This is a genomic window from Streptomyces sp. NPDC021115 (genome assembly GCF_044333065.1).
In the GTDB taxonomy this organism is placed as follows: Bacteria; Actinomycetota; Actinomycetes; order Streptomycetales; family Streptomycetaceae; genus Streptomyces.
This window is the reverse complement of record NZ_JBIRQF010000006.1, coordinates 72612-98568: the sequence shown is the minus strand read 5'-3', so window position 1 is coordinate 98568 and position 25957 is coordinate 72612. Positions and strand designations below refer to the sequence as shown.

The window sequence follows — 25957 nt, the reverse complement described above, 5'->3', positions numbered from 1 at the left end:
TCGTCACAAACCTTGCGCCCGCGGACTTGCAGATCCCTAGATTCCGAGTTCCTTGTCGATGAAGGCGAAGACCTCGTCGGGCGTCGCCTCCTGCAACTGCGCCGTCACGGCCCCCTCACCGTCCCCCGTCCCGGCCTCGGCCTTACGGGGCTCCGCCCACGTGGCCGCGAGGTCCCGCAGCCGGGCCGCGATGTCCTCGCGGGCCTCGCTGTCGGGGTCGAGGACGGACAGCGCGGACTCCAGCGCGTCGAGTTCCGCGAGCCCGGGCGCGGCGGCCGTGCCGCCGTCGCCGACGAGTTCGCCGCACAGGAACTCGGCGAGCGCCGCCGGGGTGGGGTAGTCGAAGACCAGCGTGGCGGGCAGCTTCTGCCCGGTGGCGGCGCCCAGCCGGTTGCGCAGCTCCAGCGCGATCAGCGAGTCGAAGCCCAGCTCCTTGAACGCCCGCCCCGCGCCGACCTCGTCGGTCGTCGGGTGGCCGAGCGCCGCGACGGCGTTCGTGCGGACGACCTCCAGGACCACCAGGGACTGTTCGGCCCGGGAGATCCCGGCCAGCCGCTGCCGCAGCGCCTCCGCCGGGGAGCCGTCCCCCACCGCCGGGTCGCCGCCCTGGGCGCCGGTCTCCCGCAGCCGCCGCACCTCCGGCAGATCGCCGATGAGCGGGCTGGGGCGGACCGCCGTGTAGCCCTGGGCGAAGCGTTCCCACTGGATGTCGGCGACGGCCAGCACCGTGTCGGCGTGGTCCAGCGCCTGCTGGAGCGCCGTGATCGCCGCGTGCGGGTCCATCGCCGGGACACCGCCCCGGTCCAGCCGGTCGCCGACGGCACCGCCCGCGGCGAGTCCCGTCTCGCCCCAGCGGCCCCAGGCCACCGAGGTGGCGGGCAGGCCGTCGGCGCGGCGCTGCTCGGCCAGCGCGTCGAGGTAGGCGTTGGCCGCCGCGTAGTTGCCCTGCCCGGCGTCGCCGAGGGTGCCCGCGATGCCGGAGAACAGCACGAACGCGGACAGCTCCAGACCGCGGGTCAGCTCGTGCAGGTGGCGCGCCGCGTCGGCCTTCGGGCCGAGGACGGTCGCGAACCGCTCCGGGGTGAGGGCGTCCAGGACACCGTCGTCGAGCACGCCCGCGGCGTGCATGACGGCGGTGAGCGGCTGGTCGGCCGGGATGTCGGCGAGCAGGCCCTCGACCGCCTTGCGGTCGGCCACATCGCACGCGGCGACGGTGACGCGCGCGCCGAGCGCGGTCAGTTCGTCGCGCAGCTCGGCCGCGCCGGGCGCCTCCAAGCCACGACGGCTGGTGAGCACCAGGTGCTCGGCGCCATGACGGGCCAGCCAGCGCGCCACATGGGCGCCCAGCGCCCCCGTACCGCCCGTGACCAGCGTGGTTCCGGCGGGCTTCCAGGACCGTACGGCGGGCGCCCCGGCGAGCGGGGAGCGGGCGAGCCTGCGGGCGAACACGCCCGCCGCGCGCACCGCGAGCTGGTCTTCGCCGTCGGCCCCGGCGAGCACGTTCACCAGCCGGGACAGCGCCCGGTCGTCAGGCGTTCCCGGCAGGTCGACCAGACCGCCCCAGCGCTCCGGGTACTCCAGCGCCGCGGTGCGGCCGAGGCCCCAGGCGAGCGCCTGCTCGGGGGATTCGGGCCGGTCCGTACCGCTGACGGACACCGCGCCACGGGTGGCGCACCACAGCGGCGCCTCCACCCCGGCGTCGCCCAGCGCCTGGATCAGCGCTGCGGTGCCGGTCAGCCCGGCGCCGAGGCCGTCCGTGCCGGGCGCGGTCCGCTCGTCGAAGGCGAGCAGCGAGAGCACACCGGAGACGGTTCCGGCACCGGCCAGTTCCTCGCACACCAGGCGGGTCAGCGACTCCCGGTCGGCCTCGACGGCGGCCGGGGTGATCTGCCGTACGTCGGCGCCGCGTTCGGCGAGCGTACGGACCACCCCGAGCGTCCAGTCGTCGGTGGCGGCGGACTCGGGCACGGCCAGCAGCCAGGTCCCGGACAGCCGCGCGGCCCGGCCCTCAGTCTGCGACTTCCATGTCACGCGGTAGCGCCAGCCGTCCACGGTGGACTGCTCGCGGGCCTGCTTGCGCCACGAGGCGAGGGCGGGCAGGACGGCGCCGAGCGAGGACCGCTCGGTGTCGTCGTCACACGCGAGGGTGTCGGCCAGCGACTCCAGGTCCTCGCGCTCGACGGCCTCCCAGAAGCGGGCGTCGACGGCGTCGGACCGCGTTGCGGGAGCCGTGGCTTCGGGTGCCTGCGGCCAGTAGCTCTGGTGCTGGAAGGCGTACGTGGGCAGCTCGACGCGGGCCGCGCCCGTACCGTCGAACACCGCGTCCCAGTCGACGTCGACACCACGGGTCCACGCCTCGCCGAGGGACGCCCAGAAGCGGTCGAGACCGCCCTCGTCGCGGCGCAGCGATCCGATGGCCGCCGCCTCGCGGCCCGCGTCCTCGGCCGTCTCCTGCACGCCCATGGCCAGCACCGGATGGGCGCTGGACTCGATGAACACGTTCATGCCCTCATCGAGCAGGCGGCGGATGGCGCTCTCCAGCTCGACGGTGCGGCGCAGGTTGGTGAACCAGTACTCGGCGTCCAGCTCGGAACCGTCGGCCCACTCCCCCGTCACGGTCGACAGGAACGGCACCTGCGCGGTCTTGGGCTGTACGGGGGCCAGCAGGTCGAGGAGTTCGTCGCGCAGCAGTTCCACCTGCGCGGAGTGGGAGGCGTAGTCCACCGGGACGCGGCGCGCCCGGACCTCGTCCGCCTCGCACGCGGCGACCAGCTCATCCAGCGCGGTCGGCTCACCGGAGACCACCACGGCCGAGGGGCCGTTGACGGCGGCCACCGAGATGCGCTCCTCGCCCCACGGCGCGATCCGCTCCCGTACCTCGGACACCGGCAGCGCGATCGACACCATGCCGCCCTTGCCCGCCAGCACCCGGCCGATCGCCTGGCTGCGCAGCGCCACGACCCGCGCCGCGTCCCGCAGCGACAGAATCCCGGCCACGCACGCCGCCGCGATCTCGCCCTGCGAGTGGCCCACCACGGCCGAAGGCCGCACACCCAGCGAACGCCACAGCTCCGCGAGCGAAACCATCACGGAGAACAACACCGGCTGAACGACGTCCACCCGCTCCAGAGACGGCGCGTCCTCCGCTCCTCGCAACACATCCACCAACGACCAGTCGGTGAATTCGGCGAGTGCGTCGGCACACTCATCAATACGGGCAGAGAACACCGGTGAAGCATCCAACAGCCCCACGGCCATGCCTACCCATTGTGACCCCTGTCCGGGGAACACGAATGCGGCCTTGCCCCCGATTGAGGCCCCCTGCACCAGGTTGGGCAGGACCTGCCCCCTAGCGAGGGCGTCCAAACCCCGGACGTAGTCTTCCCGCTCGCCGCCTACCAGCACCGCGCGCTGGTCGAAGGCGGCCCGGGTGGTGGCCAGCGAGTGGCCGATGTCCAGGGGGTTCAGGTCCGGGTCGGCGTCGAGGTGGGCCAGCAGCTTGGCGGCCTGCGCGCGCAGGCCCGCCTCGTTCTTGCCGGACACCACCCACGGCAGCGCGTCGAGCCGCCGGGTCGCCGGTTCCGTCTCGTCCCGCTCCTCGGCGGGCGCCTGCTCCAGGATGGTGTGGGCGTTGGTGCCGCTGAAGCCGAACGAGGACACCGCGGCCCGGCGCGGCCGGTCGGTACGCGGCCACTCCCGCGCCTCGGTCAGCAGCTCGACGTCGCCCGACGCCCAGTCGACGTGCGGGGTGGGCTCAAGGATGTGCAGCGACTCCGGCAACACCCCGTGCCGCAGCGCGAGTACGAGCTTCATCACGCCCGCGACTCCGGCGGCCGCCTGCGCGTGGCCGATGTTGGACTTGATGGAGCCGAGCAGCAGCGGCTGCCCCTCCGGCCGGTCCTGGCCGTACGTGGCGAGCAGCGCCTGCGCCTCGATCGGGTCGCCCAGCGTCGTCCCCGTACCGTGCGCCTCGACGACGTCCACCTCGGCGGCCGACAGGCGGGCGTTGGCGAGCGCCTGGCGGATGACGCGCTGCTGGGACGGGCCGTTGGGCGCGGTGAGCCCGTTGGACGCACCATCCTGGTTGATGGCGGAGCCACGGACGACGGCCAGCACCGGGTGGCCGTTCTTACGGGCGTCCGACAGCCGCTCGACCAGCAGCATGCCCACACCCTCGGCCGGGCTGAAGCCGTCGGCGTCCGAGGAGAACACCTTGCTGCGGCCGTCGGAGGACAGCCCGCGCTGGCGGCTGAACTCGATGAAGGTGCCGGGGGTGGCCATGACGGTCACACCGCCCGCGAGCGCGAGCGAGCATTCGCCCTGGCGCAGCGCCTGCACGGCCAGGTGCAGCGCCACCAGCGACGCCGAGCACGCGGTGTCGACGGTGACGGCCGGGCCCTCCAGGCCGAAGGTGTACGAGAGGCGGCCTGAGACGACGCTCGCGGCGCTGCCGGTGGCGAGGTGGCCCTCGTAGCCCTCGGTGGTGTTGCGCATGAGGATCGAGTAGTCGGAGCCGTTGGTGCCGACGAAGACACCGGACGGGCTGCCGTGCAGCGTGGCCGGGTCGATGCCCGCGCGCTCGAACGCCTCCCAGGAGGTCTCCAGCAGCAGCCGCTGCTGCGGGTCCATCGCCATCGCCTCACGCGGCGAGATTCCGAAGAAGGCCGGGTCGAACTCGGCGGCCCCGGTGAGGAATCCGCCCTCGCGGGTGTAGCTGGTGCCCTGCGCGTCCGGGTCCGGGTTGTAGAGGGAGTCGATGTCCCAGCCGCGGTCGCCGGGAAACTCCGACAGCGCGTCGCCACCGGCGTCGAGCAGCTGCCACAGCTCCTCGGGGGTGCGGACGCCGCCCGGGAAGCGACAGCTCATGGCGACGATGGCGATGGGCTCGTCATCGGCGGCCGCCGCAGCGGTGGGCTGCGTGGCCACGGCCGCCCGCTGCCCGCCGGACAGCTCGGTGCGCAGCTGGCGCGCGAGCACCGTGGGGGTGGGGTAGTCGAAGATCAGCGTCGGCGGCAGCTTGAGCCCGCTGGCGGCGCCGAGGCGGTTGCGGAGTTCGACGGCGGTCAGCGAGTCGAAGCCCAGGTCCTTGAAGGCCCGGCCCGCCTCGATGTCCTCGGCGCCCGCGTAGCCCAGCACGGCGGCGACTGCGGTGCGGACCAGTTCCAGCACCAGCCGCTCCTGCTCGTGCTCCGGCACCCCGGCGAGCTGCTGTGCCAGGGCGACGCTTCCGGCGTCTTCCGCCTCGGTGTCCCCGCGCATGCCGTCGATGACGTCCCGCGCCTCGGGCAGGTCGTGCAGCAGCGGGCGGGACCTGCCGGAGGTGAAGGCGAGGACGAAGCGCTTCCACTCCATGTCGGCGACGGTCAGCGCCGTCTCCTCGCGGTCCAGGGCGTGCTGGAGCGCGGTGACGGCCAGCCGCGGCGCCATCTCGATGACGCCGTGGCGGCGCATCCGGTCGCCGACGCCGCCCTCGGCCATGCCGCCCTCGCCCCACGGGCCCCAGGCCAGCGCGGTGGCGGGCAGTCCGGCGGCGCGGCGGTGCTCGGCGAAGGCGTCCAGGAAGGCGTTCCCCGGCGCGTAGTTGCCCTGACCGGGCGCGCCGAAGGTGGCCGCGAAGGACGAGAACAGCACGAACGCGGACAGGTCCAGGTCGCGGGTCAGCTCGTGCAGATGGCGGGTGGCGTCGACCTTGACCTTGAGCACCCGGTCGACCTGGTCCGGGGTCAGGCCCTCGATCACCCCGTCGTCCAGTACGGCGGCCGTGTGGACGACGGCGGTCAGCGGGTGTTCGGCAGGGATGGCGGCGAGGGTCGCGGCGAGGGCGTCGCGGTCGGCCACGTCGCAGGCGGCGATGGTGACCTTCGCGCCCAGCTCCGTCAGCTCCTCGCGCAGCTCGGCGGCGCCGGGGGCGTCCGGGCCACGGCGGCTGGTGAGCACCAGGTGCTCGGCGCCGTTACCGGCCAGCCAGCGCGCCACATGGGCGCCCAGGGCGCCCGTACCGCCGGTGACCAGGGTGGTGCCGTCCGGCTTCCAGGACCGTACGGCGGGCGTGGCGTCCAGCGGGGCCCGCACCAGGCGGCGGACGAGCAACCCGGTGGCGCGGATGGCCACCTGGTCCTCGTCCTCGGCACCGGCGAGCGCGGCGACCAGCCGGGACAGCGCCCGCTCGTCGGCCGTCCCCGGCAGGTCGACCAGACCGCCCCAGCGCTCGCCGTGCTCCAGCGCGGCCACCCGGCCCAGGCCCCAGATCAGCGCCTGCTCCGGGGAGTCCAGCCGGTCCGAGCGGCCGACGGAGACCGCGCCGCACGTGGCGGACCACAGCGGCGCCGCGATCTCCGCGTCGCCCAGCGCCTGGACGAGCGCGAGCTGTGCGGCCACCCCGGCGGGGACGGAGGTGTGCACCGGATGCGGCCGACCGTCCAGGGCCAGCAGCGACAGCACACCGCTGTACGGGGCGGCGGCTTCGGCTTCGGCGCGCAGGCGCTCGGTCAGTTGTTCACGGCCCTCGGTGGCGGTGTCCACCACGATCTGCCGTACGTCGGCGCCGCGTTCGGCGAGCGTACGGAGCGCGCCGGTCGCCCACTCGCCCTCGGCGACGCCCTCCGGCACGACCAGCAGCCAGGTGCCGGACAGCCGCGCGGTCTGCCCCTCGGCGAACGGCTTCCACGTCACGCGGTAGCGCCAGCCGTCCACCGTGGACTGCTGACGGCGCTGCTTGCGCCAGGAGGCCAGGGCGGGCAGCAGCGTGCTGACCCGCTCGTCGCCGTCGACGTCCAGCTCGGCGGCCAGCGCCTGCCAGTCCTCGCGCTCCACGGCGTCCCAGAACCGGGCCTCGACGGGGTCGGCTTCAGTGGCGGCGGGGGCGGCCTGGGCGGTGGTGCCCGACTCCAGCCAGTAGTGCCGGTGCTGGAAGGCGTACGTGGGCAGCTCGACGCGGCGGGCACCGGTACCGGCGAACACCCCGGCCCAGTCGACACCGGCGCCCCGCGTCCATGCCTCGCCGACGGAGGTCCGGAAGCGGTCGAGACCGCCCTCGTCGCGGCGCAGCGACCCGATCGCGGCCGCCTCCAGACCTGCGTCCTCGGCCGTCTCCTGCACCCCCATCGTCAGGACGGGGTGGGCGCTGGACTCGATGAACACACCGAAGCCCTCGTCCAGCAACCGCCGGACCGCGCCCTCCAACTCGACCGTACGACGCAGGTTGGTGAACCAGTACTCGGCGTCCAGCTCAGGACCCTCGACCCACTCCCCCGTCACCGTCGACAGGAACGGCACCTGAGCGGTCTTGGGCTCTACGGGGGCCAGGAGGGTCAACAGCTCCTCGCGCAACAGCTCCACCTGCGCGGAGTGCGACGCGTAGTCCACCGGCACCCGGCGCGCCCGCACCTCATCCGCCTCACAGGACGCCAGCAGCTCGTCCAGCGCCTCGGGCTCGCCGGAGACCACCACCGACGACGGACCGTTCACCGCCGCCACCGAGATCCGGTCCTCGCCCCACGCCGCGATCCGCTCCCGTACGTCGGACACCGGCAGAGCCACGGACGCCATGCCGCCCTTGCCCGCCAGCACCCGGCCGATCGCCTGGCTCCGCAGCGCCACCACACGCGCCGCGTCCTCCAGGGACAGAATCCCGGCCACGCACGCGGCCGCGATCTCACCCTGGGAATGGCCCACCACCGCCGACGGCGCCACGCCCAGCGAACGCCACAGCTCGGCCAGCGACACCATCACGGAGAACAGCACCGGCTGGACGACATCCACCCGCTCCAGCGACGGCGCGCCCTCCACGCCGCGCAGCACCTCCACCAACGACCAGTCGGTGAACTCCGCCAGCGCGGCGGCACACTCCTCGATACGGGCGGCGAACACCGGCGAGGCGTCCATCAGCCCCACCGCCATGCCCGCCCACTGCGAACCCTGCCCCGGGAACACGAACACCGTCCGGCCACCGACGACGGAACCCTGCGCCACGCCCGAGGCCATACCACCGGTCGCGAGGGCACCCAGCCCGGCGAGCAGTTCGTCGCGCTCCCCGCCCTGGACCACCGCACGGTGGTCCAGCGCGGCTCGCGTGGTCGCCAGCGACAGGCCCACATCCACCGGACGCGCCTCCGGCTCGGCCTGGAGGCGGGTCAGCAGGCGCTCGGCCTGCGCCCGCAGCGCCGCCTCGCTCTTGCCCGACACCACCCACGGCACCGCGCCCGGCTGCTCCGCCGCCACCGTGGGCTCCTCGGCCACCGGCTCCTCGGCGGGGGCCTGCTCCAGGATGGTGTGGGCGTTGGTGCCGCTGAAGCCGAACGAGGACACGGCGGCGCGGCGCGGCCGGTCGGTCTCCGGCCACGGCGTCGCCTCGGTGAGCAGCGACACGGCGCCCGCCGACCAGTCGACGTGCGGGGTCGGCTCGTCGAAGTGGAGCGTCTTGGGCAGTACCCCGTGCCGGATGGCCATGACCATCTTGATGATTCCGGCGACACCGGCGGCGGCCTGGGTGTGGCCGATGTTGGACTTGATGGAGCCGAGCAGCAGCGGCCGGTCCTCCGGCCGGTCCTGCCCGTACGTGGCGAGCAGCGCCTGCGCCTCGATCGGGTCGCCGAGCGTCGTACCCGTGCCGTGCGCCTCGACGGCGTCGACATCGGCGGCGGAGAGGCGGCCGTTGGTGAGCGCCTGGTGGATGACGCGCTGCTGGGACGGGCCGTTGGGCGCCGTGAGCCCGTTGGACGCGCCGTCCTGGTTGATCGCCGAGCCGCGCACGATGGCGAGGACCGGGTGGCCGTTCTTGCGGGCGTCCGACAGCCGCTCCACGAGCAGCATGCCGACGCCCTCGCCCCAGCCGGTGCCGTCGGCGGCGGCCGCGAACGGCTTGCAGCGGCCGTCGGCGGCGAGTCCGCGCTGACGGCTGAACTCGGTGAACGTGGCCGGAGTGGCCATCACGGTGACACCGCCCGCGAGCGCCAGCGAGCATTCGCCGTTGCGCAGCGCCTGCACCGCCATGTGCAGGGTGACCAGCGACGACGAGCACGCCGTGTCGACGGTGACCGCCGGGCCCTCCAGGCCGAAGGTGTACGACACCCGGCCGGACGCGATGCTGCCCGAGCTGCCGGTGCCGAGGAACCCTTCGACGCCCTCCGGTATCGAGTCGAGCCGCGAGGTGTAGTCGTGGTACATGACGCCCGCGAACACGCCGGTCCTGCTGCCGCGCAGCCCGGTCGGGTCGATCCCGGCCCGTTCGAACGCCTCCCACCCGGTCTCCAGCAGCAGCCGCTGCTGCGGGTCCATCGCCATGGCCTCGCGCGGCGAGATGCCGAAGAGCGTGGGGTCGAACGCGCCCGCGTCGTAGAGGAATCCGCCCTCGTTCACATAGCTGGCGCCCGCCTGGTCGGGGTCGGCGTCGTAGAGCGACTCGACGTCCCAGCCACGGTCCGTCGGGAAGCCCGAGATCGCGTCCTCGGCGCCGAGGACGAGCCGCCACAGGTCCTCGGGGCCGCGTACGCCACCGGGGTAGCGGCAGCTCATCGCGACGATCGCGATCGGCTCCTGGTGCCGCTCCTCGACCTCGCGCAGCTGGCGGCGGGCCTGACGCAGGTCGGCGGTGGTCCGCTTGAGGTAGTCGCGGAGCTTGTCCTCGTTATTCACCATTGCGTCGGCTCCTTGCGAAGGGGGAGGTCGTGCTCATGAGGTCAGTACGCTCCCGTTCAGGAGGAGCCGAGTTCGTCGTCGAGCAGGTCGAAAAGCTCATCGTCGGTCGCGGATTCGAGATCGTCGTCGTCGGTGGCACCGTCGGTCGTCGCACCCTGGCCGTCGTTCCACTTCGCCAGGAGCGCCTGGAGGCGCATCGTGATCCTCGACCGGGTGACGCTGTCGTCGGCGGCCACCGTCAGGGCCGCTTCCAGCCGGTCGAGTTCGCCGAACACCGACGGGCCGCCGTCGTGCGGAAGCTCCGCACGGAGGTGATCGGCCAGGGCGCCGGGGGTCGGGTAATCGAAGACCAGCGTGGCGGGCAGCCGGATTCCGGTGGCGGCGCCGAGCCGGTTGCGGAGTTCGACGGCGGTGAGCGAGTCGAAGCCCAGCTCCTTGAAGGCCGCCCCGGGCTCGATCGCCGCCGCGCTGCCGTGGCCGAGGACCCCGGCCACCTGGCCGCAGACCAGGTTCAGCAGGTGGCGGTCCCGCTCGGCCGGGGACATGCCCGCGAGCCGGTCGGCGAGGCTCGCCGCCTCGTCGGCCCCGCCGCCACCGGCCGCGGCACGCCGCACCGGGGTGCGGATCAGCCCGCGCAGCAGCGGTGTGACGCCCGCCGTGGCCTGGGCGCGCAGGGCGCCGAGGTCCAGGGCTGCGGGGAGCAGCACCGCGTGTCCGGCGAGGCCGGAGACGTCGTACAGGGCCAGGCCCTCGGCGTTGCTCAGCGCGCCCATGCTGCCGCGGCTCATCCGCTGCCGGTCGGCGGTCGCGAGGGTCGCGGCCATGCCGCCCTCGTCCTCCCACAGGCCCCAGGCCAGGGAGACGGCGGGCAGGCCCTGGGCGCGGCGGTGCTGGGCGAGGGCGTCCAGGAAGGCGTTGGCCGCCGCGTAGTTGCCCTGCCCGGGGTTGCCGAAGACACCGGCCGCCGAGGAGAACAGCACGAACTCGGCCAGGTCCAGGCCGCGGGTCAGCTCGTGCAGATGCCACGCCGCGTCCACCTTCGGACGCAGCACACCGGCCATACGCTCCGGGGTGAGCGATTCGACGACCCCGTCGTCCAGCACGCCCGCCGCGTGGATCACGGCGGTCAGCGGATGCTCGGCGGGGACGGTGGCGAGGGTCGCGGCGAGCGCGTCCCGGTCGGCCGCGTCGCACGCCGCCCAGGTGACGTCGGCACCCAACGCGCCCAGCTCGGCGGTCAGTTCGGCGGCTCCCGCCGCCTCCGCGCCACGCCTGCTGGTCAGCAGCAGTCGCCTGGCCCCGCGTTCGGTCACCAGATGGCGGGCCAGCAGCCCGCCCAGGGTGCCGGACGCGCCGGTGACCAGCACCGTGCCCGCCGGGTCGAGGCCGGGCACGGCCGCCGCGTCCAGCGCCGCCACCCGCGCGAGGCGCGGTGCGTGGACGGTCCCGGCGCGCACGGCGAGCTGGGGCTCGTCCGTCCGCAGCGCCGCCACCAGCGCCGGGAGCCAGCCGCCGGCGGCGCCGTCGGCCGGGCCGCCGTGGACGTCGGCGAGGACGAACCGGCCCGGGTGTTCGGCCTGCGCCGACCGCACCAGACCCCAGGCCGCTGCGTGCGTCAGATCGTCCACTCTCTCGGCCCCGCTGTCGTCGCCCGTGGTCACGGCCACGGCGCCACGGGTGAGGAGGACGAGCCGGGAGTCGGCGAACCGCTCGTCGGCGATCCACTCCTGGACCAGCGCCAGCGTCCGCCGGACGACGGTGTGCGCGGCGCCCACGGTGTCCCCTGGCGTGGCCAGGTCGGGCAGGCACGGTACGAGGACCACTTCCGGCGCGATCCCCTCGGCCTCGACCGCCTCGGCGAGCGCGGACAGGTCCGCGTAGGTCTCGGCCTCGACGCCGATGTCCGTGTCCGTCAGCGCGGCCGTGATCTTCAGATCGCCGCCGCCGGTGCCGTCCAGGACGGCCCACAGGGCGCCGGAGGTGTCGTTGCCCTCGTCGAACACGGGCAGAGCGGCCCAGTCGAGACGGAACAGCGACTCCTGGTGGCGCGCGTTGGCGGCGTTGAACTGCTCCGCGTCCAGAGGCCGGAGCGCGAGCGAGCCGACCGACACCACCGGGGCACCGGCCTCGTCGGTGATCTCCAGCGCGACCGCGCCCTGCCCGGCCGGGGACACCCGCACCCGCAGCGCGGTCGCACCGACCGCGTGCAGCCGTACGCCGTCCCAGGAGAACGGCAGCCGGGCCTGTCCCGCCTCTTCGGCCGGGAAGAAGTCGCCGAGGGCCACCGTGTGCAGGGCGGCGTCCAGCAGGGCCGGGTGCAGTCCGTACGCCCGGGCCTCGCCCTGCCGCTCCTCGCCGAGCGCCACCTCAGCGAACACCTCGTCCCCGCGCCGCCAGGCGGCGCGCAGCCCCTGGAACACCGGCCCGTAGGCGAGGCCGAGCGCGGCGAAGCCTTCGTAAAGTCCGTCCACGTCGAGCGGTTCCACCTCGGCCGACCCGGTGGCGGCCGGGGGCCACTCCGCCATGCCGCTCGGCGCGGCGGTGGTGGTGGCGGCGGCGAGCAGACCGGAGGCGTGCCGGGTCCACGGCTCGTCGACGGCGTCCTCCAGCCGCGAGTAGACGGTCAGCGCCCGCTGCCCGTCGGGGCCGTCGGGCTCGTCGACGGCGACCCGCAGCCGCACCCCGCCGCGCGAGGGGAGGATCAGCGGCGCTTCGAGGGTCAGTTCCTCCAGCAGATCACAGCCAACCTGGTCACCGGCCCGGACCGCCAGCTCGACCAGGGCCGTCCCCGGCAGCATCACGGTGTCCATCACGGCGTGGTCGGCCAGCCAGGGGTGCGTACGGAGGGAGAGCCGACCAGTGAAGAGGAAGCCCTCGGAGTCGGGCAGGTCCACCGCCGCACCCAGCAGCGGGTGATCGGCCGAGGCGAGACCGGCCGAGGCCACGTCGCCCACCGCTCCGGCGGGAGCCTCCAGCCAGTAGCGCTCGCGCTGGAAGGCGTACGTCGGCAGGTCGACGCGGTGGGCGCCGGTCCCGGCGAAGTACGCCGCCCAGTCCGGCGTCACGCCACGGACGTGCGCCCGCGCGAGGGCCGTCGTCAGCGCCTCGGCTTCGGGGCGGTCCTTGCGGAGGGCGGCCGCGAAGGCGGCTTCGTCGCCGGTGACGCACTCCTGCGCCATGGCGGTGAGGACACCGTCGGGGCCGAGTTCGAGGTACGTGGTGACGCCCTGCGCTTCGAGCGTGCGGACACCGTCGAGGAAGCGGACCGCCTCGCGGACGTGGCGCACCCAGAAGTCGGGGGTGGTGATCTCCTCGGCGGAGACCACGGTGCCGGTGAGGTTGGAGACGATCGGAATGCGGGGGGACTCGTACGACAGCCCCTCGGCCACCTCGCGGAACGCCTCCAGCATCCCGTCCATGCGCGGCGAGTGGAACGCGTGGCTCACCGTGAGCCGCTTGGTCTTACGACCCTGCGCCTCGAATCCGTTCGCGATCTGCACGGCGTCGTCCTCGTCGCCCGCGATGACCACGGACGTCGGGCCGTTGAGGGCGGCGATGCTCACCCGCTCCGCGAGGAGCGGCGCCACCTCGTCCTCCGACGCCTGCACCGCGATCATCGCGCCACCGGCCGGAAGCTCCTGCATCAGCCGACCGCGCGCGGCCACCAGCTTCGCCGCGTCCGCCAACGACAACACACCCGCCACATGCGCGGCGGCGATCTCGCCGATGGAGTGCCCGGACAGGAAGTCCGCACGCAGACCCCACGCCTCGACCAGGCGGAACAGCGCCACCTCGATGGCGAACAGCGCGGGCTGAGTGAACGTCGTCTGGTCGAGCACCTCGGCGTCGTCCCCGAACAGGACCGTCTTCAGCGGCTGTTCCAGGTGCCGGTCCAGCTCATCGCAGACCGCGTCGAGCGTTTCGGCGAAGGCCGGGTACGCGTCGTACAGCTCACGGCCCATCCCGAGCCGCTGGCTGCCCTGCCCCGTGAACAGGAACGCCACCTTGCCGCCCTCGGCCACCGGACCCTGAACCAGTCCGGCCGCCGACTCACCACGCGCCAGCGCCGCCAGGCCCGACAGCAGCCCGTCCCGGTCGCCGCCGACGACCACCGCACGGTGGTCCAGCGCGGCACGCGTGGTCGCGAGCGAGTACCCCAGGTCGCTGAGCGACACCTCGGGCCGCCGCTCGATGTCGGCGAGCAACCGCGACGCCTGCGCCCGCAGCGCGTCGGCGTTCTTCGCCGAGAGCACCCAGGGCGAAACGGACGGCTGAGCGGTCGGAATCGCGGAAACCTCCGCCGGTTCCAGCTCCGGCGCCTGCTCGATGATCGTGTGGGCGTTGGTGCCGCTGAAGCCGAACGACGACACCGCGGCACGCCGTGGACGCCCCGACTCCGGCCACTGCACCGGCTCCCGCAGGAGCGAGACCGCACCGGCGGACCAGTCCACGTGCGGCGACGGCTCGTCCGCGTGCAGCGTTCGCGGCAGCACACCGTGCCGCATCGCCATCACGATCTTGATGATGCCCGCGACACCGGCCGCGGCCTGCGTGTGGCCCATGTTGGACTTGATGGAGCCGAGCAGCAACGGCCGCTCCGCGTCCCGCTCCTGACCGTATGTCGCCAGCAGCGCCTGCGCCTCGATCGGGTCGCCCAGCGACGTCCCCGTGCCATGCGCCTCGACCGCGTCCACCTCGGACGCCGACAGGCCGCCGTTCGCCAGCGCCTGCCGGATCACCCGCTGCTGCGAGGGACCGTTCGGCGCCGTCAGACCGTTCGACGCACCATCCTGGTTGACCGCCGTGCCCCGCACCACCGCCAGCACCTGATGGCCATGACGGCGCGCGTCCGACAGCCGCTCCACCAGCAGCATGCCCGCGCCCTCGGACCAACCCGTGCCGTCCGCGTCCGCCGAGAACGCCTTGCACCGGCCGTCGGCGGCGAGCCCGCGCTGACGGCTGAACTCCACGAAGGGCGCCGGAGTCGCCATCACCGTCACACCACCGGCCAACGCCAGCGAACACTCACCGTTGCGCAGCGCCTGCACCGCCAGGTGCAACGCCACCAACGACGACGAACACGCCGTGTCCACCGTGATCGTCGGCCCCTCCAGGCCGAACGTGTACGCCAACCGGCCGGAGATCACACTCGCCGCGTTGCCGGTGCCGACGAAGCCCTCCACGCCTTCCGGAAGCGCCGGCAGCGAGGAGGCGTAGTCGTGGTACATCACACCGGCGAAGACGCCGGTGCGGCTGCCGCGCAGCGCGCCCGGGTCGATGCCCGCGCGCTCGAACGCCTCCCACGACGTCTCCAGCAGCAGCCGCTGCTGCGGGTCCATCGCAAGGGCCTCACGCGGCGAGATCCCGAAGAACGCCGGGTCGAAGTGGCCCGCCCGCTCGACGAAGCCGCCCTCGCGGGAGTACGAGGTGCCCGGGTGGTCGGGGTCCGGGTGGTAGAGCCCGTCCAGATCCCAGCCACGGTCGGTGGGGAACTCCGAGATCGCGTCCCGGCCCTCCATGACCAGCCGCCACAGATCCTCGGGAGTCTCCACCCCACCCGGATAACGGCACCCCAGACCCACGATCGCGATCGGCTCGTCATCCGCGGCCGCCACCACCACCGGCCCGGCCACCTCGGCCGCCGCGCCCGCGACCTCCGCACGCAGGAACTCCGCCAGCACCACGGGCGTCGGGTAGTCGAAGACCAGCGTCGCGGGCAGCCGCAGCTCAGTCACCACGCCCAGCGCGTTGCGCAGCTCCACCGCCGTCAGCGAGTCGAAGCCCAGCTCACGGAAGGAACGATGCGGTTCCACGGTGTCCGTCGAGCCATGTCCCAGTACGGCGGCAACCTGGCTACGGACCACACCGAGCAGGACGTCGAGCTGTTCGGCCTCGCCGAGCCCGGCCAGCCGCTGCGCCAGCGCGCCCGCCCCGGCCGAACCCTCCGCCGTACGCCGTGCCGGGATCCGCACCAGTCCGCGCATCAGCGGCGTGACCACACCGGATGACGCCGCCTCGGCGCGCATCACGGCCAGGTCCAGCGGCACGGGCACGAGCAACGCCTCGTCCGTGCGGTGCGCGGCGTCGAACAGCTCCAGACCCTCGGCGCCGGACAGCGCGATGACGCCACCCCGGCTCATCCGGGAAACGTCCCCGTCGGCCAGCTCGCCGGTCATCCCGCTGGAGTCGGCCCACAGGCCCCAGGCCAGCGACGTACCGGCCAGGCCGGACGCCCTGCGGTGCTGCGCCAGCGCGTCCAGGAAGGCGTTGGCGGCGGCGTAGTTGCCCTGCCCCGCGTTGCCGAAGACACCGGCGGCGGACGAGAACAGCACGAACGCCGACAGATCCAGATCGCGGGTCAGCTCGTGCAGGTTCCAGGCCGCGTCCACCTTCGGGCGCAGCACCCGCTCCAGCCGCTCCGGGGTCAGGGAGCCGATCACACCGTCGTCCAGCACACCGGCCGTGTGCACCACGCCCGTCAGCGGATGCTCGGCGGGGACGGCGGCCAGGGTCGCGGCGAGCGCGTCCCGGTCCGCCACATCGCACGCGGCCCACGCCACCTCGGCACCCAACTCGGCCAGCTCGGAACCCAGTTCCGAAGCGCCCGGCGCCTGGTCGCCACGACGGCTCACCAGCAGCAGCTGCCGTACGCCACGCTCCGCCACCAAGTGCCGCGCCACCAGGCCACCCAGCGTGCCGCTCGCACCGGTCACCAGCACCGTGCCGCTCTCGGCACCAAAGCCGGCCCTCTGCTCGGCATCCACCACGGCCCGCGCCAGACGCGGCGCCCGCAGCGCACCATCGCGCACCGCCACCTGCGGCTCACCCGACGCCAGCGCACCCGCCACCGCCGCACGCGAATCCGCCGCGCCATCGACGTCGACCAGCACGAACCGGCCCGGGTTCTCCGACTCGGCCGAACGCACCAGGCCCCACACGGCGGCATGGGCCAAGTCGGTCACCGGCTCGTCCGCACCGGCGGCCACGGCGCCCGAGGTCACCACCACAAGGCGGGCCTCCGCGAACCGGTCGTCGGCCAGCCAGGTCTGGAGGAGGTGAAGGGCCCGGGTGGTGGCGTCATGTGCGGCTTCGGCGGGCGAGGAACTTTCCCCCACCCCGCCCCTTCCCGAAACAAGGGGCTCCGCCCCTTGAACCCCGCCGGGGCTCCGCCCCGGACCCCGGTCCTCAAACGCCGGACGGGCTTGATTTGCCGGACCTGGGCGTTCAAGTGCCGCATCCGGGTGTTCGAGTGCGGCCGCCAGCGACATCACTACGTACTCCGGGGACTCCGCACCCCCGTCCACCGCAGCCGCCAGCGCCTCCAAGTCCGCGTACCTATCGAACCCCTGCGCCAGGCCATGAACATCGGCCCCCAGCAGCACGCACCGACCCACAGCGCCCGCGCCCGACACCTCGGTCCAGTCGAGCCGGTGCAGCGACTCCTGCCGCCCGCTCCGCGCACCGCTGATCTGCTCAACGGCCACCGGCCGCAGCACCAGCGAATCCACCGACAGCACCGCACGACCCGCGCCATCGGCCACCGCCAACGACACCGCATCCGTACCGGCCGCAGACAGCCGCACCCGCAGCACCGACGCACCCACCGCGTGCAGCGACACACCCGACCACGAGAACGGCAGCCGCGCCCCGTCCTCACCCGAGATCAGGCCACCCAGACCCACCGCGTGCAGCGCCGAATCCAGCAACGCCGGGTGCAGACCGAACGCCCCCGCCTCGGACCGCGCGTCCTCCGGCAACTCCAGCTCGGCGAAGACCTCATCGCCCAGCCGCCACGCGGACTTCAGCCCCCGGAACACGGGGCCGTACGACAGCCCGAGCCCTGCCATGCCCTCGTACAGACCATCGACCTCAACCGGCTTCGCACCCGCCGGAGGCCACACACCCAGATCAGCCGGTGCGGGAGCGGCGCCCTCCGCCAACGCACCCGAGGCATGCCGCACCCACGGCTCGTCCTCAAGCCGCGAGTACACCTCGAACGCCCGACGCCCAGCGCCATCGCCCGCCCCCACCGACACCTGAAGCTGAACGCCACCCACCTCAGGAAGCACCAACGGCGCCTCCAGCGTCAGCTCCTCCACCAGACCGCAACCGACCTGGTCACCAGCGTGAACAGCCAGCTCGACAAAGGCCGTGCCCGGCAGCAGCACCGAACCCATCACCACGTGATCGAGCAGCCACGGGTGCGTCTGCACCGACAACCGCCCGGTGAGCAGCAGCCCGTCACCGCCCGCGAGCGGGACAGCAGCCCCCACCAGCGGATGATCCACGCTCGCCAGCCCCAGCCCGGCCGTACCGCCCAGTGCGGCGGCCGACAGCTTCGGCCAGTAGCGCGCGTACTGGAACGCGTACGTCGGCAGGTCGACCCGCGCGGCGCCTGTACCGGCGAAGACGGCATCCCAGTCCACCCTTACGCCACGGACATGTGCCCGCGCGACGGCCGACAGCAGCGCCTCGGCCTCGGGGCGGTCCTTGCGGCAGACGGACGCGAAGGCGGCATCGTCACCGGTCACACACTCCTGCGCCATCGCGGTGAGCACACCGTCCGGGCCCAGCTCGACGTACGTCGTGACGCCCTGGGCCTCCAGCGCGCGCACACCATCGAGGAAACGCACGGCCTCACGGACATGCCGCACCCAGAAGTCGGGGGTCGCGATCTCCTCGGCGGAGACGACATCCCCGGTCAGGTTCGACACGATCGAGATGCGGGGAGCTTCGTACGAAAGCCCCTGCGCGACCTCGCGGAACGCCTCCAGCATCCCGTCCATGCGCGGGGAGTGGAACGCGTGGCTGACGGTGAGCCGCTTGGTCTTACGACCCTGCGCCTCGAAACCAGCGGCGATCTCCAACGCCGCATCCTCGTCACCCGCGATGACCACCGACGTCGGGCTGTTGATCGCGGCGATGCTCACCCGCTCGGTGAGCAGCGGCGCCACCTCGTCCTCGGATGCCTGCACCGCGATCATCGCGCCACCAGCAGGCAACTCCTGCATCAACCGGCCACGCGCCGCGACCAGCTTCGCCGCGTCCACGAGCGACAGCACACCCGCCACGTGCGCGGCGGCCAGCTCGCCGATCGAGTGCCCGGAGAGGAAGTCGGGCCGCAGCCCCCACGCCTCCACCAGCCGGAACAGCGCCACCTCCACCGCGAACAACGCGGGCTGAGTGAAAGCCGTCTGGTCCAGCACCGAGGCGTCGTCCCCGAACAGCACCGTCTTCAGCGGCGCCTCAAGGTGCGCGTCCAGCGCATCGCACACCTCATCCAGCGCCTCCGCGAACACCGGGTACGCCTCGTACAGCTCACGGCCCATCCCCAGCCGCTGACTGCCCTGACCCGTGAACAGGAACGCCACCTTGCCACCGGCCACCGAGCCCTCGACGAGCCCCGCAGCCGACTCGCCCCGCGCCAGCGCCTCCAGACCGGCCAGCAGCCCGGCCCGGTCCTCGGCGACGACGGCCGCGCGGTGGTCGAAGGCGGAGCGGGTGGTGGCGAGCGAGGAGGCGAGGTCGAGGGGGCGCAGTTCGGGGTGGGTGTGCACATGTGCGGCCAGGCGCTCGGCCTGGGCGCGCAGTGCGGCCGCGCTGCGGCCGGAGACGGTCCAAGCGAGCGCGGGCGCGGTGTCGGGAGCGGTTTCCGCGTCCGCCCCCGCCTCGGCCGGGGCCTGTTCGATGATCGTGTGCACATTGGTGCCGCTGATGCCGAACGACGACACACCCGCCCGGCGCGGACGGCCGGTCTCCGGCCACCGCGTCTGCTCAGCCAGCAGCGACACCGCACCCGCCGACCAGTCGACGTGCGGCGACGGCTCGCCCGCGTGCAGGGTCTGCGGCAGCACACCGTGGCGCATGGCGAGGACCATCTTCATCACGCCCGCGACACCGGCCGCGGCCTGCGTGTGGCCCATGTTGGACTTGATGGAGCCGAGCAGCAGGGGCCGCTCCGCGTCCCGCTCCTGGCCGTACGTGGCAAGCAGCGCCTGCGCCTCGATCGGGTCGCCCAGCGTGGTGCCCGTACCGTGCGCCTCGACCGCGTCCACCTCGGACGCCGACAGACCGGCACCGGCCAGCGCCTGCCGGATGACGCGCTGCTGCGACGGGCCGTTCGGCGCGGTCAGGCCGTTGCTCGCACCGTCCTGGTTGACGGAGCTGCCGCGTACGACGGCCAGCACCGGATGGCCGTTGCGGCGCGCGTCCGACAGCCGCTCCACGAGCAGCATGCCCGCGCCCTCGGCCCAGCCCGTGCCGTCCGCGTCGGCCGAGAAAGCCTTGCAGCGGCCGTCGGCGGACAGGCCGCCCTGGCGGCTGAAGCCGATGAAGGTGGCGGGGGTGGCCATCACCGTGACGCCACCGGCCAGCGCCAGCGAGCATTCGCCCGCCCGCAGGGCCTGCATGGCCCAGTGCAGGGCGACGAGCGACGACGAGCAGGCCGTGTCGACGGTGACCGCCGGGCCCTCAAGGCCGAGGGCGTACGCGACCCGGCCGGAGGCGATGGAGCCGGTGCTGCCGGAGCCGATCGCGCCCTCGCCACCGCCGTCGGGCGACTGCTCCACGAGCGTGGCGTAGTCGTGGTACATGACGCCCGCGAAGACACCGGTCCGACTGCCGCGCAGGGTCGTCGGGTCGATGCCCGCGCGCTCGAACGCCTCCCACGACGTCTCCAGCAGCAGCCGCTGCTGCGGGTCGGTGGCCAGGGCCTCGCGCGGCGAGATGCCGAAGAAGGCGGGGTCGAACTCGGCGGCGTGGTGGAGGAAGCCGCCCTCGCGGGTGTACGAGGTGCCCGGGTGCTCGGGGTCCGGGTGGTAGATCGTGTCCAGGTCCCAGCCACGGTCGACGGGGAAGCCGGAGATCGCGTCCTGGCCGGAGGCCAGCAGCTGCCACAGCTCCTCGGGGGTGCGCACCCCGCCCGGGAAGCGGCAGCTCATGGCGACGATGGCGATCGGCTCGTCGTCGGCCGCGCCCACGGTCGACGCCGGTACGGCCAACTCGCCTCGCTTGCCCGCGAGTTCATCCCGAAGGTGTTCGGCCAGGACGCGGGAGGTCGGGTAGTCGAAGATCAGGGTGGCGGGGAGCCGCATGCCCGTGGCCGCGTTCAGCCGGTTGCGCAGCTCGACGGCGGTCAGCGAGTCGAAGCCCAGGTCACGGAAAGCCCGATCGGGGTCCACGGAGTCGGCGGAGCCGTAGCCCAGGACGGCGGCGACCTGCGTACGGACCAGCCCGAGCAGCAGGGCGAGCTGTTCGGCCTCACCGAGCCCGGCCAGCCGCTGCGCCAGCGCGCCCGTCCCGGCCGAACCCTCCGCCGTACGCCGCGCGGGCGCCCGTACCAGCCCCCGCATCAGCGGCGCCACCACACCCGACGACGCGGCCTCGGCCCGTACCGCCGCCAAGTCCAGCCGCACCGGTACGAGCAACGCCTCGTCCGCACCGCGAGCCGCGTCGAACAGCTCCAGCCCCTCGGCGGCCGGCAGCGCGGCGACGCCACCCCGGCTCATCCGGGACACATCGGCCTGGTCCAGCTCACCGGTCATCCCGCTGGCATCGGCCCACAGACCCCAGGCCAGCGACGTACCGGCCAGACCGCGCGCCCTGCGGTGCTGCGCCAGCGCGTCCACATACGCGTTGGCCGCCGCGTAGTTGCCCTGCCCCGCGCCACCGAAGACGCCGGAGGCCGAGGAGAACAGCACGAAGGCCGACAGGTCCGTAGCGGCTGTCAGCTCGTGCAGGTTCCAGGCCGCGTCCACCTTCGGGCGCAGCACCCGCTCCAGCCGCTCCGGGGTCAGGGAGCCGATCACACCGTCGTCCAGCACACCGGCCGTGTGCACCACGCCCGTCAGCGGATGCTCGGCGGGGACGGCGGCCAGGGTCGCGGCGAGCGCGTCCCGGTCCGCCACATCGCACGCGGCCCACGCCACCTCGGCACCCAACTCGGCCAGCTCGGCACCCAGTTCCGAAGCGCCCGGCGCCTGGTCGCCACGACGGCTCACCAGCAGCAGCTGCCGTACGCCACGCTCCGCCACCAAGTGCCGCGCCACCAGGCCACCCAGCGTGCCGCTCGCACCGGTCACCAGCACCGTGCCGCTCTCGGCACCAAAGCCGGCCCTCTGCTCGGCATCCACCACGGCCCGCGCCAGACGCGGCGCCCGCAGCGCACCATCCCGCACCGCCACCTGCGGCTCACCCGACGCCAGCGCACCCGCCACCGCCGCACGCGAATCCGCCGCGCCATCGACGTCGACCAGCACGAACCGTCCCGGGTTCTCCGACTCGGCCGAACGCACCAGGCCCCACACGGCGGCATGGGCCAAGTCGGTCACCGGCTCGTCCGCACCGGCGGCCACGGCGCCCGAGGTCACCACCACAAGGCGGGCGTCCGCGAACCGCTCATCGTTCAGCCACGCCTGGATCAGCTCCAGCGCCTCGGCCGTGGAGCGGCGTACGGCAGCGGGATCGTCCTCGCCCTCAGGGGCAACGGTCACCAGCACGTCATCCGGCATGGCAACGTCACCGGACGCCACCGCCGTGGCCAGCCCCTCCAGGTCCGCGTACGCAGCAAACGGCTGCGCCAAGCCCAGAGCGTCGGACCCGATCAGGGCACACTGCCCCGCCGCGCCCGCGCCCGACACCTCGGTCCAGTCGAGCCGGTACAGCGACTCCCGGCGGCCGCCCCGGATCTGCTCAACGGCCACCGGCCGCAGCACCAGCGAATCCACCGACAGCACCGCACGACCCGCGCCATCGGCCACCGCCAACGACACCGCATCCGTACCGGCCGCAGACAGCCGCACCCGCAGCACCGACGCACCCACCGCGTGCAGCGACACACCCGACCACGAGAACGGCAACCGCGCCCCGTCCTCACCCGAGATCAGGCCACCCAGACCCACCGCGTGCAGCGCCGAATCCAGCAACGCCGGATGCAGACCGAACGCCCCCGCCTCCGACCGCGCGTCCTCCGGCAACTCCAGCTCGGCGAAGACCTCATCGCCCAGCCGCCACGCGGACTTCAGCCCCCGGAACACCGGGCCGTACGCCAGCCCGGCATCAGCCAGGCCCTCGTACAGGCCGTCCAGCTCCACGGGCGTCGCGCCCGCCGGGGGCCATACGCCCAGGTCGAAGGAGGCGGACGGCGCGCCCGACGCCAGAACGCCGGAGGCGTGGCGCTCCCACACCTCGTCCACGGCCGCATCCTCGGGCCGCGAGTACACCGTCAGCGCGCGCCGACCCGACGCGTCGGGGGCGCCCACCGACAGCTGGAGCTGAACGCCACCCACCTCGGGAAGCACCAACGGCGCCTCCAGGGTCAGCTCCTCCAGCAGATCGCATCCGACCTGGTCACCGGCGCGCACCGCCAGTTCCACGAACGCGGTCCCGGGCAGCAGCACCGCACCGGCCACGGTGTGGTCCGCAAGCCACGGGTGGGTGTCGAGGGCGAGGCGGCCGGTGTAGAGGAAGCCGTCGGTGTCGGCGAGCGCCACGGCGGCGCCCAGCAGGGGGTGATCGGCGGCGCCGAGCCCGGCGGACGTCACGTCGCCCATCGGGTATCCGGCATCCAGCCAGTACGTTTCGCGCTGGAAGGCGTACAGCGGAAGGTCGGTGCGCGCGGTGTCCGTCCCGGCGAACACGGCGTTCCAGTCGGGCGAGACGCCGCGTACATGGGCCTGCGCGAGGGCGGTGGCCAGGCTCCGGACCTCGGGGCGGCCGGTGCGCAGCGCGGAGACAAGGGTGGCGTCGTCACGGGTCAGGCAGTCCTGCGCCATGGCGGTGAGGACGCCGTCCGGGCCCAGTTCCACGAACGTCGTGACATTACGGGCCTCCAGCGCGCGCACACCGTCGAGGAAGCGCACGGCCTCGCGGACGTGCCGCACCCAGAAGTCGGCGGTCGTGATCTCGTCGGCGGAGACCACGGCACCGGTCAGGTTGGACACGATGGGGATCTTCGGGGCCTCGTACGTCAGCCCCTGCGCCACCTCGCGGAACGCGTCCAGCATCCCGTCCATGCGGGGCGAGTGGAAGGCGTGGCTGACGGTGAGCCGCTTGGTCTTACGGCCTTGGGCCTCGAAGTCCGCCGCGATCGCGACAGCCGCGTCCTCGTCACCCGCGATCACGACCGACGTCGGGCCGTTGATCGCGGCGATGCTCACCCGGTCGGTGAGGAGCGGGGTCACCTCGTCCTCGGATGCCTGCACCGCGATCATCGCGCCACCGGCCGGAAGTTCCTGCATGAGGCGGCCACGGGCGGCCACCAACCGGCAGGCGTCCGCGAGCGACAGCACACCCGCCACGTGCGCGGCGGCCAGCTCGCCGATCGAGTGGCCGGAGAGGAAGTCGGGCCGCATGCCCCACGCCTCCACCAGCCGGAACAGCGCCACCTCGATGGCGAACAGCGCGGGCTGGGTGAACCCCGTCTGGTCGAGCACCGAGGCATCGTCACCGAAGAGCGCGCTCTTCAGCGGCCGTTCGAGGTGCGGGTCCAGCTCGGCACACACCTCGTCCAGGGCACCGGCGAACACCGGGTACGCCTCGTACAGCTCGCGCCCCATCCCGAGGCGCTGGCTGCCCTGCCCCGTGAACAGGAACGCCACCTTGCCGCCCGCAACCTTGCCGTCGAACAGCCCGGGCGCGGGCTCCTCGCGGGTCAGCGCGTCGAGGGCCCGCACCAGGCCGTCGCGGTCGTCGGCGACGATCGCCGCCCGGTGCTCGAAGGCCGCGCGGCCCGTGGCCAGCGAGAACGCGATGTCGGCGAGCGGGAGCCCGGGGTTGGCGTCGAGGTGGGCGCGGAGGTTCGCGGCCTGGGCGCCCAGCGCCGACCGGGACTTGGCCGCGACGGTCCACAGCGGCAGCGCGGCGGCGGGGCTGCCGTCCTCGGCGGCCTGCGGCTGCTCGGCGTCGGCGGCGGCCGGGTCGGGCGCCTGCTCCAGGATGGTGTGGGCGTTGGTGCCGCTGATGCCGAACGAGGACACGGCGGCGCGGCGCGGCTGTCCGGTGTCGGGCCAGGCGCGGGCCTCGGTGAGCAGCGAGACGGCCCCGGCGGACCAGTCGACGTTGGGGGTGGGCTGGTCGACGTGGAGGGTCTGCGGGAGGACGCCGTGGCGCATCGCCATGACCATCTTGATGATGCCCGCGACACCGGCGGCGGCCTGGGTGTGGCCGATGTTGGACTTCACCGAACCCAGCCACAGCGGCTGCTCTTCGGTGTGGTTGCGCCCGTAGGTGGCGAGCAGCGCTTGCGCCTCGATGGGGTCGCCGAGGGTCGTCCCCGTACCGTGCGCCTCGACGACGTCGATCTGTCCGGCGGAGAGCCGGGCCCCGGCCAGGGCCTGGCGGATGACGCGCTGCTGGGAGGGGCCGTTGGGGGCGGTGAGGCCGCTGCTTGCGCCGTCCTGGTTGATGGCGGAGCCGCGTACGAGGCCGAGCACCTGGTGGCCGCCTGCGCGGGCGTCGGACAGCCGCTCCAGCAGCAGCATGCCCGCGCCCTCGCCCCAGCCGGTGCCGTCGGCGGCGCCCGCGAACGACTTGCAGCGGCCGTCCTGGGCCAGCCCGTTCTGGCGGCTGAACTCGGTGAAGGTACCGGGGGTGGCCATGACGGTGACGCCACCGGCCAGCGCCAGCGAGCACTCCCCGCGGCGCAGCGCCTGCGCCGCGAAGTGCAGGGCGACCAGCGACGACGAGCAGGCCGTGTCGATGGTGACGGCCGGGCCTTCGAGACCGAAGGTGTACGCGACGCGGCCGGAGGCGATGGACCCGGAGCTGCCGTTGCCGAGGAAGCCCTCGACGTCCTCGGGCGCGGAGAACAGCCGGGACGCGTAGTCGTGGTACATGACGCCCGCGAACACGCCGGTCTGGCTGCCCTGGAGCGTCGTCGGGTCGATGCCCGCGCGCTCGAACGCCTCCCAGGACGTCTCCAGCAGCAGCCGCTGCTGCGGGTCCATGGCCAGCGCCTCGCGCGGCGAGATGCCGAAGAACGCCGGGTCGAACTCGGCCGCGTCGTGCAGGAAGCCGCCCTCGCGGACGTATGGCTCCTGGCCGCTGTCCGGCTCGGGGTCGAAGAGGACGTCCGCACCCCAGCCACGGTCGGTGGGGTACGGCGTGGCCGCGTCACCGCCGCGCGCGACCAGCTCCCACAGCTCCTCGGGCGTACGGACACCGCCCGGGTAGCGGCAGCTCATCGCCACGATGGCGATGGGCTCCTGCTCCCGCTCCTCGACCTCGCGCAGCCGCCGCCGCGCCTCGCGCAGGTCGGTGGTGGCCCGCTTGAGGTAGTCGAGGTACTTCTCTTCGTTCGCCGTCGCCATTACGCCGTCCCCGC

2 protein-coding genes are annotated in these 25957 nt (G+C 73.6%); both read right to left on the bottom strand.

The genetic code is table 11. From position 1 onward, the window contains the following. Positions 1-36: 36 nt before the first annotated feature. Complete coding sequence (locus ACH4TL_RS20520; protein WP_398329219.1) at positions 37-9636, bottom strand: type I polyketide synthase; 9600 nt, start codon at positions 9634-9636, stop codon at positions 37-39. A 56-nt stretch (positions 9637-9692) separates the two neighbouring features. Then, positions 9693-25943, bottom strand: coding sequence for a type I polyketide synthase (locus ACH4TL_RS20515; RefSeq protein ID WP_398329216.1), 16251 nt, complete (start codon positions 25941-25943; stop codon positions 9693-9695). Positions 25944-25957: the final 14 nt, after the last annotated feature.